Origin of the sequence: Aeromonas sp. 55A, assembly GCF_051919665.1 — a bacterium.
In the GTDB taxonomy this organism is placed as follows: Bacteria; Pseudomonadota; Gammaproteobacteria; order Enterobacterales; family Aeromonadaceae; genus Aeromonas; species Aeromonas veronii.
On record NZ_JBQBEH010000001.1, the window covers coordinates 395,474 to 410,323 of the forward strand.

At 55.3% G+C, this 14,850-nt stretch carries 9 protein-coding genes and 3 tRNA genes; 6 read left to right on the plus strand and 6 right to left on the minus strand.

Annotation, left to right across the window (positions count from 1 at the left end; genetic code table 11):
- Nucleotides 1-32: 32 nt before the first annotated feature.
- Together ompL and ACTG2G_RS01815 are read left to right on the plus strand one after the other, a co-directional pair.
- Entirely contained in the window at nucleotides 33-722 is a 690-nt protein-coding gene (gene ompL / locus ACTG2G_RS01810) for a porin OmpL (protein ID WP_216953422.1), read from the plus strand.
- A 42-nt stretch (nucleotides 723-764) separates the two neighbouring features.
- The gene (locus ACTG2G_RS01815; RefSeq protein ID WP_266134800.1) at nucleotides 765-1,532 is read left to right on the plus strand and encodes an SDR family NAD(P)-dependent oxidoreductase; all 768 of its coding nucleotides are present in this window, start codon (nucleotides 765-767) and stop codon (nucleotides 1,530-1,532) included.
- A gap of 356 nt (nucleotides 1,533-1,888) precedes the next feature.
- Here the strand turns inward: ACTG2G_RS01815 and ACTG2G_RS01820 are convergent.
- Nucleotides 1,889-1,976, minus strand: a tRNA-Ser gene (locus ACTG2G_RS01820).
- 183 nt (nucleotides 1,977-2,159) lie between these two features.
- Nucleotides 2,160-3,896 (minus strand): C4-dicarboxylic acid transporter DauA, encoded by a 1,737-nt coding sequence (gene dauA / locus ACTG2G_RS01825; RefSeq protein WP_139739904.1) that lies wholly within the window; start codon nucleotides 3,894-3,896, stop codon nucleotides 2,160-2,162.
- Nucleotides 3,897-4,383: 487 nt separating this feature from the next.
- Here dauA and ACTG2G_RS01830 point away from each other — a divergent pair.
- A tRNA-Asn gene (locus ACTG2G_RS01830) sits at nucleotides 4,384-4,459 on the plus strand.
- 2 nt (nucleotides 4,460-4,461) lie between these two features.
- Nucleotides 4,462-4,537: transfer RNA gene (locus tag ACTG2G_RS01835), tRNA-Asn, on the plus strand.
- A gap of 44 nt (nucleotides 4,538-4,581) precedes the next feature.
- Here the strand turns inward: ACTG2G_RS01835 and ACTG2G_RS01840 are convergent.
- A complete protein-coding gene (locus ACTG2G_RS01840) occupies nucleotides 4,582-5,655 on the minus strand; it encodes an HNH endonuclease (RefSeq protein ID WP_439985110.1) in 1,074 nt (357 codons plus the stop codon).
- A complete protein-coding gene (locus tag ACTG2G_RS01845) occupies nucleotides 5,639-6,265 on the minus strand; it encodes a class I SAM-dependent methyltransferase (RefSeq protein ID WP_421387749.1) in 627 nt (208 codons plus the stop codon). Before ACTG2G_RS01845 ends, ACTG2G_RS01840 begins: the two co-directional genes overlap by 17 nt.
- Nucleotides 6,266-6,525: 260 nt before the next feature.
- Here ACTG2G_RS01845 and ACTG2G_RS01850 point away from each other — a divergent pair, with 260 nt between their 5' ends.
- The gene (locus ACTG2G_RS01850; RefSeq protein ID WP_429204308.1) at nucleotides 6,526-11,724 is read left to right on the plus strand and encodes a RecQ family ATP-dependent DNA helicase; all 5,199 of its coding nucleotides are present in this window, start codon (nucleotides 6,526-6,528) and stop codon (nucleotides 11,722-11,724) included.
- Nucleotides 11,725-11,873: 149 nt separating this feature from the next.
- Here the strand turns inward: ACTG2G_RS01850 and ACTG2G_RS01855 are convergent.
- Nucleotides 11,874-13,035 (minus strand): IS3 family transposase gene (locus ACTG2G_RS01855; protein ID WP_421387753.1). Its coding sequence is split into 2 segments (ribosomal slippage): nucleotides 11,874-12,771 and nucleotides 12,770-13,035, totalling 1,164 coding nucleotides; the frame shifts between segments, so codons are not numbered across the junction.
- Between the two features lie 72 nt (nucleotides 13,036-13,107).
- Nucleotides 13,108-13,827, minus strand: coding sequence for a hypothetical protein (locus ACTG2G_RS01860; protein WP_407060756.1), 720 nt, complete (start codon nucleotides 13,825-13,827; stop codon nucleotides 13,108-13,110).
- 292 nt (nucleotides 13,828-14,119) lie between these two features.
- Here ACTG2G_RS01860 and ACTG2G_RS01865 point away from each other — a divergent pair, with 292 nt between their 5' ends.
- Complete coding sequence (locus ACTG2G_RS01865; RefSeq protein ID WP_136501231.1) at nucleotides 14,120-14,671, plus strand: lipoprotein; 552 nt, start codon at nucleotides 14,120-14,122, stop codon at nucleotides 14,669-14,671.
- Nucleotides 14,672-14,850 lie beyond the last annotated feature (179 nt).

Sequence of the window (14,850 nt, forward strand, 5' to 3'; positions counted from 1 at the left end):
AATATCAACTTACCATTGGCGAGTCAATCACTATGCGTATCCACCCCAAAATATGCTTAATCCCTCTTATATGCTGCAACGCAGCTTTCGCGGGCGGTTATTTTGAAAGCCGTGAGGCATTTAACTTTGCTACCGACCAACATGAGTTATTGTTGCGACTCGGCTATAACTGGGAATCTGGTGCGGGTATTATGGCCAGCAATGCGTATAATACCGATAAACTAGACAAGCTAAAGCACAGTTATAACGAAATTGAAGGGTGGTATCCGCTATTAAATTTAACCACCAAACTCTCGGTCAATGCCGGTGGTTTGGTTAACTCCTCTAGCTCTGGCTCTGGTGGCTCTGCGTATCTGGATGGAAAGTACAACTTTACCGATAACTTTTCCGTTATTGCACGATACCGTTACAATCATCAAAATTATCTAACTACGGATCTTGATGGTTATGGCGATAATAACGATACCAATGAATACGCACTGTATATTGTCAATAAAATAACGCCAGCTTTGACCCATACTTTTGAATCGCACTATTTTTCTCGCGTTAATAATTTCAACAGTGCTAATGGGAAAGATCATCACTGGGAGCTAACCAGTCAAACCCGCTATCGAATCAATCCACAATGGATGCCTTATCTGGAATTACAGTGGTACGATAGAAATATTGCCTATGATGCAGAGGCATACCGGATCCGTATTGGTGTTAAATACTTTTTCTAATGTTGCCAGATGAATTCAATCTATGACTCACGGAGAGCAGTTATGAACTATTCCCAGCAAGTACAATATCACTCTATTGCCGGCAAGGTCGCCGTTATTACAGGTGGCGCCAGTGGCATTGGCGAAGAGTTGGTGCGCGCATTTGTCAGCCAAGGAGCCAAAGTCGCCTTCCTCGATTTTGATAAATCAGCAGGCGAAGCACTCGCGCATGAGCTCGGCTGCCTGTTTCTGTTTTGCGATGTCACCGACCTGACTCTGCTCAAAGCGTGTTTTACGACCATTGAACAACAGCTGGGCAGTGTCGATATCCTGATCAACAACGCGGGCAGCGATGATCACCATAAAATTGAGGATCTGACCGAGGAGTATTTCGAAAACCGCATCAATATCAATCTGCGTCACCAGTTGTTTGCGATCCAAGCCGTGCTGCCAGGCATGGAGCAAAAAGGGAGCGGCAGCATCATCAATATGGGCTCCATCAACTGGATGCGGGGCCGCCCCGGGAGAGTCTGCTACTCCCTGTCAAAAGCCGCCATCCATGGTTTTACCCGTACCCTGGCGCAGGAGTTGGGCGCGAGAGGCATTCGGGTTAACAGCCTGGTACCAGGCGCAATCCGCACCCCCAAACAGGATGCGATGTGGGCGCAACTCGACCCTGCCGCGGTGAACCAGTTTGTCGAACTGCAAGCTCTCAAATTCCGTCTCGATGGCTCACATTGTGCTCGCATGGCCCTCTTCCTGGGTTCTGACGAATCCAATGGCTGTACCGGCCAAGATTTCATTGTTGATGCAGGGCTTACTCTGAACTAGGGCTCTGTCCCAAGGCTGTCTGCTTGAAATGATGAGGTTTGAGCAATATCTGGCTGGCATGGCATTCAACCATGCCGGGCAATCCAGAAGAGGCAAATGCTGCAGATATTGCTTGTTTTTATAGATACGCGCTTGGCTAGATGGGACAGGTCTCGATGCAAATGGGGAAAACGCCATTAGCCTGAGTGCTCTCAATACTCCTCTCTTACAACGGGGAGTACCGGGAGAACCCACCATCTCCAGAATGATTCAATCAGAGAGCATGCCAGCCAACATCAGATGACATAGTGGATGGCATATCAAAAATCGCACATAAAGAAAAAGCCCAAGCAATGTAATTGCTTGGGCTTATCATTTGGCGGTGAGGGAGGGATTCGAACCCTCGATACGTTGCCGTATACACACTTTCCAGGCGTGCTCCTTCAGCCACTCGGACACCTCACCAAATTTTTGCTCACTGCTTTATGTTCTTGAGCTGCACATTCGCTGGCGGACCATGCCGCGGTGACGGGACGTAATGTAAGGGATACGATGGCTTTTGGTCAATGCAATTTTTTACTTTTTGCGTTCGTTTGCTCAATATCCGAACCAAGTGACCAAAAATATGTCGTTTCGTATCCCTTTCAATCAATTTACTGCCGCTTCGTGCAAATGTTCACCTTTGAGCGCCTCTTCCAGCGAGCCGTAGAATTCCAGCTTGCCGGGCTGCGGCCGCACCTTGGCACGGGCCAGGGTCTTGAGCGGTTGGAACTGCAACTCGGCCACCCGCAACTCGACACCGGCTTTAGCCATCTGCTTGCCAAAGTGGAGGAAGGCAGACAGGCCGCCCGCATCGAGGATGGAAACCGCCTCCATCTGCAACACCAGCACCTTGTGCCCTTTCACTTGTGATTCCAGCTCGGCAAAGACCCGTTCGGCCGCTGCGAAGAAGAGCGGGCCGTTGATCTTGTAGAGCAGGCCATTGTTCGGCACCTCATGGGCATAGCGCTTGTGCTCGGCCAAATCGTGCAGTTTGGTCATCTTGGCGATTTCGCGCATAAAGAGCAGGGACGCCAGGATCACCCCGAAAGTGATGGCGATGACCATGTCGAAAATGACGGTGAGCGACAGGCAGACCAGCAGCACCAGCACATCGGATTTGGGCGCGCGACGGATCAGCTCCACCACCTTGTGCGCTTCACTCATGTTCCAGGCCACGATGAGCAGCAAGGCAGCCATGGCCGAGAGCGGCAACCAGGAAAGCCAGGGGGCCAGCACCAGAATGGCGGCCAGCACCACCAGCGCATGGACGATCCCCGAGACGGGGGACGTAGCGCCTGCACGCACGTTGGCGGCAGAGCGAGCGATGGCGGCGGTAGCGGTAATGCCGCCAAAGAAGGGGGCGAAGATGTTGCCAAGCCCCTGCCCCACCAGCTCGGCGTTGGAGCTGTGCTTGCGACCTGTCATCCCATCAAGCACCACGGCGCAGAGCAGCGATTCGATCGCCCCCAGCATCGCCATGGAGAAGGCGGCAGGCAGCAGCCGCTCAACAGCCGCCAGGTTCCATTCAACTGGCAAGCCATCAGGTCCGGGCAAGGCCCAGGGCATCACCAGGGTCGGCGCGATGGGCGGGATCCCCATCCCCTGGGTGCCATCGGCCAGGGTATAGCTGAACTTGCTGCCGATAGTGGCCACATCCACCCCAAAGTAATGGAGGCCAAAACCCAGACCTACCCCGACCAGCACCGCGGGCAAGTGGCCGGGCACCGGCAGACGCAGGCGTGGCCAGAGCAGCAGCACGGCCAGTGTTGCGACCCCCACCAGGGTATCGCCCCACTGCCAGCTTGGCAGGGCGGCGGCCAGCGCTTCGACCTTGCCCAGATAGGTTTCCGGCATCTCGGGCACGCTCAGTCCAAAGAAGTCCTTGATCTGCAAGGTGGCGATCACGATGGCGATACCACCGGTAAAGCCCAGCGTCACTGACGGAGGAATGTACTCGATAAGGCGGCCAAGACGGGCCATCCCCATCGCCACCAGAAAGAGGCCTGAGATGAGCGTCGCCATCAACAGACCGCCAACCCCGAACTGCTGGGCAACCGGATAGAGGATCACTACAAAGGCAGCGGTCGGGCCGGAGATGGAGTAACGGGAGCCACCGGTCACGGCGATCACGATACCGGCGATGATGGCGGTATAGAGACCGTGTTGCGGCGGTACACCGCTGGCGATGGCCAGTGCCATGGCGAGCGGGATGGCGATGATGCCCACCGTCACACCGGCGATAAGGTCACGGCCGAAGCGGGCCATGCTGTAGGGTTCATCAATACAGGACTGGCGTAAGGCTATGGCGAGCTTCACGCTATTTAAAGAGGCTTGCTTGTGCATGTATATCGTAATACCAGAAGAGGGAGATAAAGGCCGGAGAGATCCGGCGCCCGATCATCATCAAGGGCCGGCAGGGCTGTCGACGCGGCGATGGTATCCTGCGTAACCTTACTCCAGACGGGCCATTTTTTCGATGGGCAGGATCAATGAAAAGCACTCTGCCCCATGATTTGGCCCATTTACCGCCAAATCGCCGATCTTGACTCCAGCTCTCCCCCTTTTAGCCACAAAGATTACCATTTGAGCCTCACCTGGTTACCAGCACGTTCGCGACATCATGCTGTCATCATCAGGTTGATGCGAACCGAACCAATGCCCCCTGCGCCGGTTGGGGGGAGCGATGGCAAGGGACTGATTGTGCTGAAAATAAACCGCAAAGCGCAACTTTTGGGCAAACAATCCGAAAATCCGGTTTTCGAGAAATTCGCGGGTTGACACCCGCCGCCCTGGTCATTAATATTCGCCCCGTCTTAACGAGACAGGCAATTCCTCCTTAGTTCAGTCGGTAGAACGGCGGACTGTTAATCCGTATGTCACTGGTTCAAGTCCAGTAGGAGGAGCCAATTCCCTCGTAGTTCAGTCGGTAGAACGGCGGACTGTTAATCCGTATGTCACAGGTTCAAGTCCTGTCGAGGGAGCCAAATTCTAAAGCCCAGCCTTTTGGCTGGGCTTTTTCGTATCTGCCTCAGAAGAGTCTAGAGAAGCCTGGATTACTCATCCCCACACTGGGGGCTGTCACGTCCACAAACAGGTCAAGACCACGCCACAACCGAGCATGTTCACGGAGTGCTTGCTGATAGGCCCAAGTAGCGATGGCAGTAGAACGCTCGGCATCGACGCTCACCAGAGGGGCCAGCTCGTCCGTGAGGTACGCCCCATGGGTCAGGATATTCTGCTCGTACCAGGCATCCCTATGCTCGGGCGCGGCAAGAAAATCCCGTTTGCTCCGATTACAGTTGGCGTGTGCCAGTACGAAGTTGTGGCCCAAATCGATTGGATAACGACGCCAGGGGATGAAATGGTCTACCTCACCACTCCCTTGTATCGCCTTGTTACAGTAAAAACAGGTTCCCCCCTGCAAGTCCCTCAATACCTCTCCTACTCGCCCCAGCGCCTGACGGCTTGAACCAAATAGAAAATTCTCCAACCCCACACTGGGGCCAATCAGTGGCTGATTACCCTTGATGTCGCAGATAAGCTGTAACCAATGCTGTCGGGAGAGGGAGACCACCAGATCGTAAAAGCGGTGGAGACAGTAGAGAATGCCGGGGTTAAGGCAGATATGATCCGCGCCCCTTTGGTGCGGATAGAGGTGGCACTCCTCTCGCCCACCCAGGATCTGCAGACGCCACAAGGGTCCCTCAACAAGGATGCGCCGAACTCGGGCAAGAAGAGGCAGCCAGGCGTCGTGACGACGCAGTGCAGTTACCGAGCGGACCCCCTCTTCACGCAGCCGGGACAACTCCGTCAGCATGATGGCCTGACGACCGCTGCTCTGTTTGAGCAAGGTGGCCGTTTCTTCCGTCGCCGAGTAGGGCAGACTGTGCTGCCAATAGAGATCCACAAACTTGGTGGCCAGTTCGTCCAGCGTAATAGTGCGCGCCGCCATCAGCTCATGGGTCTCGGTACTGCGCTCAATTGCGATATCTGCAATCCCGTGAAGCAAGGCGCACTTGTAAGTGGCAACAAAGTCGCCTTCGGTAAAGATGCGCTGCAGATAGGCAATAAAAGAGAGTTGCTGCTCAGGGGAAGCGTGCATGTTCGCCCCCAAGGATCAGACTCTGCCAACTCAAGCCGCTACGCGCCAAGGCATCCCCCTGTGGTTCTGACACATGGAGCAGTGTCATCCCCCCCTCCAATGCAAGCCGCTCCACTTCATCGACAGCTACCGGATACATGGCTCGCTCCCGCATCTCCAGCTCCGACACAGTCAGGCGAAGACTCAGTACCAGATAGCCGTCTGGTGAGAGCAGCTCATGAAGACGTGCCAGAGCCAAGGGTCGAGACTCCGGGGGTAGATGCATCCAGACAGCACTGAGCAAAATCAGATTAAAAGTACCGGTCACGCGAGAGAGAGCAGGCATAGCGTCATTGACCCACGCCACCGCTGCCTCACGGGTATGACATTGCCCCTGTAGAGCAAGTGCCTGACAGGGCTCGGCAGCAACCACAGTGTTGCCCTGATGGAGCTCGGCTAAAAACGCAGCATCCCGACCACTGCCAGCCCCCACATCAAGCACCCTGCGCGGTGCAGCCAAAAGCCAAGGCTCCAGCAGAGTGAGCCAGTCGCCGTGAACGGCGCGCGCAGATACCTGTTGGTAACGAGTCGCCAATTCGGTGGCATGGCACTGGTAGTAGTCGAGGGACACAATGCGTTCCAAACGGAAAAGGAAGTAAAATAATCTCACAAGATCAGTTAGTTGGCCATGGCCAGAACGACACTTTCCCAACATGAACGATTAATCGGGCAGCGGCATTTACAAAACCGGGTGTCCGCCAAAAGAACCGCGGCCAGAGGGCTCTGAATGATGCCACCATTCAACATTTCGGGTAATATTCGGCCAACTCACTGATCTCTTGGCACTTATTATCGCCATGAGAGGTCAACGCCAGATGGAGATGGCTATTAATGAACTCGACTGATGTCGTGACCCTGTTTGGGGATGACAAGATTCTTTCCTTTGACCTTGAACTGACCCGGGACGAAAAACTCCGTCATCTGGGGGCGCTCCTGGCTGGTCGTGAACTCAATCTCAAAGGCCCGCAGGATCTCGCACTCAAGGAGTTAAATGCGCTGGCACAAGGGGCGGATGTGATCCTTGGTCACAATATTCTCGATTTTGATCTCCCCTGGTTGGCCAAACAGGCTGTACGCCCTCAGTTACTTCTCGAAAAGCCGGTAATAGATACCCTCTATCTATCTCCCCTTGCCTTTCCCAAAAACCCCTATCACCGCTTGGTCAAGGATTACAAACTGGTTCGAGATACCCTCAATGATCCGGTCGCGGATGCAAGGCTCGCATTGCAGATTTTCTCGGAACAGCTGATAGCACTACAAGCCTTACCCCTGTCCCAATTGCAGCTTTATCAATATCTGTTCGACCAGGGAGTCATGGCGCAATTTAACACTCAGGGTCTGTCACTGGTGTTTGCCAGACTGACAGGCCGCCCGCCAGTGCGGGTCTCGGAGCTACCCACTCTCATCAAGAGCATTGCCCATGAGAAAGCGTGCCCCAATCAGCTCAACCGAGTGATTGGTGATGCCCTGCGTCAACCCATGCTGTTGTTACCATTGGCTTATGCCTGCGCCTGGTTGCCCGTGTCCGGCGGGAACTCCGTATTGCCCCCCTGGATTTGGCGCAGCTTCCCCCAGACTGCAGAGATCATTCACACAGTTCGTGAACGTCACTGCGGTCATGCTGACTGCAGCTATTGTCAGGAGAACCACGACGCACGCCGCCATCTGCAGCGAATTTTCGAGCTCGACAACTTCCGCAACTTGCCTGATGGGACACCATTGCAGAAGGCCTTGATCGAGGAAGCCATGGCTGGCGTCGCATTGCTCGGCATACTCCCAACCAGCGGCGGCAAGTCGCTTTGCTACCAACTCCCGGCACTGGTGCGTAACCAGCGAAGCGGTGCTCTCACGGTCGTGATATCCCCTCTGCAGGCTCTGATGAAAGATCAAGTGGATAACCTTAAACACAAGGCCGGTATTGAAGGTGTTGCCGCTATCTCGGGGCTGCTGACGCTACCAGAGCGAGGCGCGATTCTTGAACAGATCCGCATGGGGGATATCGCCTTGCTCTATATCTCCCCCGAGCAGTTGCGCAACCGCACAGTCAAACAAGCAATACGACAACGTCAAATCGGTGGCTGGGTATTTGACGAAGCGCACTGCCTGTCGAAATGGGGACATGATTTTCGCCCTGACTATCTCTACTGCGCCAAGGCCATCGCCACAATTGCCAAGGAACAGCAGGTCCCCATGCCTCCTGTCTTCTGCTATACCGCGACCGCCAAACCGGATGTGATTGAGGATATTTGCGCCCAGTTTCTCGATAAACAACCCAGACCTCTTCTCAGACTGGAAGGCGGGGTTGAACGTACCAACCTAGAATATGCCGTCGTTGAGTGTCCCGGTCTCAATAAACAGGGCCATATCCTTAACCTGCTCGAGCAGTTCTTCGGTGAGGAAAAGCCCGGTTCCTGCGTTATCTACTGCGCAACCAAGCGCAGCGTGGACGAGCTGGCCGATTTCCTCGGTCAGCAACAATCCCTCCCTGTCTCGCGCTTTTACGCCCGAATGGACAGTGCACAGAAAAAAGCGACTCTCGAACAATTTATCAATGGCGAGATCCGGGTCATCTGCGCGACCAACGCCTTCGGGATGGGGATCGACAAGGATGATGTGCGTTTGGTGATCCATGCCGATATCCCCGGCTCCCTCGAAAACTATCTACAGGAAGCGGGACGAGCTGGCCGCGATACAGCACAAGCCCACTGCGTATTGCTGTTTGATGAACAAGATATCGAGAAACAGTTTCAGCTCGAGGCCATGAGTGAAGTCAGCCTGCGCGATATCAAACAGATTCTGCGCGGAATAAGGCTCAGGGCCAGCAAAGGAGGCAAGCAGGATAACAACTCGCCACTGGTCGCCACCAGTGCAGAGCTCATCAACCAGCCAGAGGTAGAAACCAGCTTCGCTGCCGATGACAGCAATGCGGATACCAAAGTCAAGACAGCTATTGCCTGGCTCGAACGAGCGGGCTATCTGGAACGTAGCGACAACATCACTCAGGTATTTCAGGGTCGTCCCCTGTTTGCCTCCACCGAGGAGGCGATGAAAAGGGTAGAGAGTCTGAAACTGGCCCCCAAGGCCAAAGCCATATGGCAAGCGGTTATCCAGGCGCTGATGAGTGCTGCCGACGATGATGGCCTCAGTGCCGATACCATCGCCGAAGAGGCAGGCCAATACATGGCAGACAAGGGTAGTGGTGTTCAGGCCAGCGAAGTGATGCGGGTACTCACCCAGATGGCAGATGTCGGCCTTCTCTCTCAGGGGATGTTACTGACTACCTGGCTTCGCCCCAAAGGAAGAGACAATGCCCGCGTGCTCTACGGGCAAGTACACAGCATTGAAAAGGCGATGCTGGACACCTTGCGTGAAAAAGAACCCGAACCTGATACAGGGCAAGGGCTGATCTTTAACATTCGACTGGTCAATCAGGCCATCAAAGATCTGGGGCATGAGCGGTGTAACCCTGGCTTGCTGCGCAATTTGCTGACCAGCTGGGCCCAGGATGGTCGCTCGGGGGGCGAGAAAGGCTCCATTGATGTCAAATATCTCTCTCGGGATCTTTACCAACTCACCTTCAACCGAACCTGGTCCCAGATTGAGCAGACAATTGATCAACGCCATCGCGTCACTGGCGCCACCCTCGATTTTCTCTACACCCTGTTGGCAAGCAGCGAAGAGAGTGTCCAGCGCCAGGTGATGCTGTCATTTGCCCTGGAGCAACTGGTCAAATACCTGCGAGAAGACATGGATGTGGCTCAGCTCATGAACAAGCGGGAGGCAAGCAGCCAGCAGGAGTGGTTGCTCAAAGGGGCAGAGCGGGCACTGCTCTACCTGCATGAGCAACACGCCATCGTGCTGCAAAATGGCCTTGCCGTGTTCCGAAGCGCTATGACCCTCACGCTGACCGCTGAGCGGCAGCAACAATACAACAAGGCAGACTATCAGCCGCTTGAGCATCACTATCGCCAGAAGGTGATTCAGATCCATGTGATGAATGAATACGCCCGCATCAGCCTGGAACACTTCAAGAAAGCCAAAAAGCTGGTGACAGACTACTTCTCCATGGAAGCTGACAAGTTCCTCGGTCACTACTTCAAAGGGCGCAACAAAATCCTGGAGCTGGCGACCAGCGAACACTCCTGGAAGCGCATCGTCGAAGATCTTCACAACCGTTCCCAGGAACAGATCGTCCAAGCACCGCCCGAGCAAAACTTGCTGGTACTGGCAGGGCCGGGGTCAGGCAAGAGCAAGGTGATTATCCACCGCTGCGCCTATCTGATGCGGGTCAAGCAGATCTCCCCATCGCGGATCATGTTGCTCTGTTACAACCATAATGCGGCGATGTCCCTGCGCCGACGCCTGACCGAGTTGCTGGGGCGTGACGGAGCACGGGTCTCGGTATTCACCTTTCACGGTCTCGCAATGAGTCTGACGGGCAATGCGGTGCAAAATCGGACATCAGACGATATCGACTTTACCACCATCATTGATGACGCAATCAAGCTGCTCCGGGGAGAGCAGAACCAGCTTGGTCTCGAATTGGAAGAGCAGCGGGAAAAGCTGCTCGGTGGACTGCAATTTCTGCTCGTCGACGAGTATCAGGACATTGATGAACAACAGTACCAGCTTATCGCTGCACTGGTTGGAAAAAGCGAAGAGGATGAAGAAGCGCGCCTGCACCTGATGGCGGTGGGTGATGACGACCAGTCTATCTACGCCTTCCGCGACGCGAACGTCAGCTTTATTCGCCGCTTTGAGCAAGACTACAACGCCCAGACTCACTTCCTGACCTGGAACTATCGTTCCACCGCCCACATCATCGAGACCTCCAACCGCCTGATTGAGCACAATCAGGATCGCATGAAGCGTACACATCCCATCGAGATCGACGACAGGCGCAAGATGGAAGTGGCTGGGGGGCACTGGGAGGGGATGGAGACAGCACAGGGTCTCGTCATCATCCAGCAGTGCCAGGATGCAGCCCAACAGGCAGCCGAGGTCGTGAGACATATCGCGCTTATCCGTGAGAAGACTCCCACTTGCCCGCTGGAATCTATCGCCGTGCTGGCCCGTAATGGGCTGGAGAAGGAGGAACTGGCATGGGTACGCTCGGCACTGGCAGATGCTGATATTCCCTGTCGTTTTACTCTGGATAAAGAGAACGGTTTTCCTGTGCATCGCTGCCGTGAAATCTTGCGCTATCAGAATTGGCTACAACAGCAAGGTCATGCCCTGCTGACAGCGGAGCAACTTGCAGCCCCTCTCCCTCCACTCTCACTGGCCAACCGTTGGGAGGAGCTACTGCACGATCTGATTGCTCAATGGCAAGCCAGCCAGGGAGAGCACGCTCTTTCTGCCCACCACTTCCTGATGTTCCTCTACGAATATCTGAGCGAACAGAGACGCCAGATCCGCTTTGGCAAAGGAGTGCTGCTAAGCACGGTGCATGGGGTAAAGGGAGAGGAGTATCGCCATGTACTACTTCTCGATGGCGGTTGGCAACGCTCTGCCGAACTATCGTCCGGCAACCAGGAAGAGGAGCGGCGCCTCTTCTATGTGGGGATGACTCGCGCCATCGACAGACTGGTTCTCATGGCTCGCCACGATCAACGTAATCCCCATATTCCACTGATCGCCTCCCACTGCTACGTGCAGAGACCTAACGCAACCCGACCGGACAGACAACGTCGTTTCGCCATGATGGGTATGTCGCAACTGGTGCTGGGCTATGCCGGACGCAGTAGCGAGACTCATCGTATCCACCGCCTGCTCAGTCAGATAAAGGTTGGCGATGCCGTGCGTATCGCTCCCGATAAAAACAACAAGCTTCATGTGTATCACCAGAATCACGAAATAGCTCGCCTCTCCCTGTTCGGCGAAGAGACCTGGAAATTCGACATGAATAGCATCCGTGAAGCCCGAGTGATTGCTCTGGTGGAACGACGTAAAGAACAGGAGAAAGAAGAGTATCAACCCAAGATGCGCAGCGAACGTTGGGAGATCCCCATAATCGAGCTGGAGTTATGAACCAAACTGGTAGCCCCCCATGCTACCGGGATAGACCTTCACGACTTGCAGCACCAGCTGTGCCGGTACTGCAATAGGTGATAGTGAAAGCCTGGTGACTTGACGACACGTCGCCGCCAATAGCCTCAATTCAGGTCATAATGTAGTGGTCAACTAAATCCAGACTCTTGGTTAGGCCGAACCTCGGCTTTTGCTGGCGGTATCCCGTTATTGTATTGATGTGGACGCCGCCAGTTGTAGTAATCCATCAAGTAATAACTGATATCTCGTTTCGCTTCTCGCAAGCTCATATATCCCATAGCCGGGAGCCACTCTGACTTCAGGCTTCTGAACAACCGTTCCATCGGGGCGTTATCCCAGCAGTTTCCACGCCGACTCATACTCTGGGTCATGCGATAGCGCCACAGTCGTTGCCGAAATGCCCTGCTGCCATATCGGCTGCCCTGGTCGGAGTGAAACAGCACACCGGATGGGCAACCCCGCTGCTGATAGGCCATCTCCAGTGCTTTGATTGCCAATTCTGCATCAGGTTTATCAGACATCGCCCAGCCCACGACCCGCCGGGTGTACAGGTCAAGCACCGCTGCCAGGTAATACCAACGACCACCTGCCCAGACGTAGGTGATATCGCCACCCCACACCTGATTGGGTTGCTGGACATCAAATTCTCGGGCCAGCAGATTGGGAATGTCCGGTCGTTCAGACCGAGCGACCTGATAGCGATGAGCGCCCGGTTGCTTGGATACCAGACCGGCTTCCTTCATCAGGTTACGTACTTTGAATCGACCAATCTGATACCCCAACTCCCGCATCATCGACATCAAGGCACGGCTGCCTGCCGAGTTCCGGCTCACTTTGAACAAACGGCGCAACTCACAGCGATGCTGCATGCGCTCACGGTTAATCGTCCGCCTGCGAGCCAGATAGTCGTAAAAACAGGATGTTGGAACATCGAAAGCGCAGCAGACCAGGGTGATGGGGGCTTGCTCCCTTAATCGGTCTATCAGCGCGTACGTGTGAAGTCGTCCGACATCAAGAGAGCAGTAGCTTTTTTAGAATGACCTTTTCACGTTCGAGTCGGTTGATACGGGCTTCCAGCTCCTGGATTTTCTGCTGCTCAGGAGTTAGCGCTTTGCTGATTGGGGTTGTGCCACTGCGTTCGGATTGAAGCTGCTGAACCCAGCGACGAAGCACAGTTTCACCGACATCCAGTGAACGGCTTGCTTCGGGAACAGAATACCCCTGGTCGAGCACCAGGGATGCGGCTTCGAGTTTGAATTCGGCAGTAAATGAGCGACGTAATCTTGTCATTGAACACCTCAGGTCATGGTGGCGACTGTACCACCTAAAATGGTGTCCGGGATGATTAGACCACTACATTGCTTATTGGCGGGTGACCCGGATCTGCAGGGTCTGGCGCTCGCTCTGGCTACCTCGCCCGCCCTGTAGCTGGGTGCCGAGGCTACTCCCCTGATCCGCTGAGCTGGTCGAAAGCTCTCCCACCGTCAGCCACTGGCCCGGGGCCCCGCTCACCTCAGTGGCACTCTGCCCACGATTGATGGTGCCCTGATCCAGCCTCGCCTGTTCGCTGCTCAGCGCAATCTGCACCCGATCGCCAATCAAGGTGGCCGTGGCATAGAGGCCGTTCACCAACGGCATCATCCCCACCACGGCGCCCCCGTTCCATTGGTAGAAAGTCACCGGCTGATAGGAGCCCATCTGCAGCAGCACGGGACGGCCCGAAAGCCCGCGCACCTGCCAGCTGTCGTTTTGGCTGCGCTGGTACTGCTGGGAGTTGCCATCGAGCAACCACTGCCGCTTGGCCTCGTCGCGACTGATTGAGCCCCCCAGTTGCTGACCGCTGGCGGCACCATCGACCCGCCACTCGATAAGCAGGCTTTGCGGTGGCTGGCTGATCTGCGCCAGCGTGGCTTCGGCCTCCTGCAGCTGGGCTGGCGTCCCGCTCAGCACCAGCTGATTCCCCATGGCGCTGACCCCAAGCTGGGGATAGATCTCCTTGAGGGTCTGCACCGCCGCCTGCGCCTCGAAGACCGGGATCACTTTCACCTCGGCCCACAGCGATGGGCTCCAGAGTCCCATCATGCAGCCAAGCCACAGCAGCGCCCTGCGGCCAACCTTGCCCATCCGAACCATTACGCTCTCCTCGTTCTCTGTGCTCTTCTCGCTCTCTGTTCTCTCTCTGCTCAGGCGTAGACCTGCGCCCGCAGCCAACAGCTCAGCCCTATTCCGCTCACTCGTCGATGATGAACCCGGCGGTTGCAAAAAAACAATCGGGAATGCAGCAACTCCGTGATTTCCCACGGTATGAAGCTCTCATTCCACGCCCGTTATCGCGTAAGATAGCGCCATCATAGTTGCCCAAGCGGAATCCATCATGTTGAAACAGCTGTTGTTACTCCCCCTCGCCTTGCTGCTGGGGGCCTGCTCCCTGACCCAATACAACGTCAGCGAGGCCGAAATCAACCAGTACCTCAAAGATCAGGTCTCTTTTGAAAAACAGCTGGGGATCCCCGGCATCATGTCGAGCAAGATCCGTCTGGATGAGATGCAGAGCCGTATCGGCCGCAAACAAGCAGATCGCATCGAGCTGGACGCCGCTGGCGACCTGCAGGTGAGCAGCCCCCTTGGCAGCCAGCAGATGAAGATCCGCTTTGCCCTGAGCGCACGCCCGGACTATGTGGCCGATCAAGGCGCCATCTATCTGCGCGACCTTGAGCTGATCTCGGTCAAGACCGAGCCGGCCGATATCGGGGCTGCCCTCACCCCACTGCTGCCCACCTTCAATCAGTCCCTTTCCCTGTTCCTGTCGCAGACGCCGGTCTATCGCCTCGACAGCAGCCGCAAGAACGAAGCCAGGATCAAGGAGAAGGTCGAAGCCCTCAAGGTAGAGCCGGGCCGTCTGGTCATCCCGTTCAAGCTGCTCTGATTCCCGCCGCACCGGCACTTTCAGCGCGCTCAACAGATAACCGTCCTATTCGACAGCGCACATCCGGTTTAACGTGCAGCCGAATGGGGCGGTTTTTTACTTCTCAAGTTCCCCTCAACACAGCATAATGCAGACCATTCTCATTTAGATTCGTCATGAGAAGCGTCAATAATAAAACC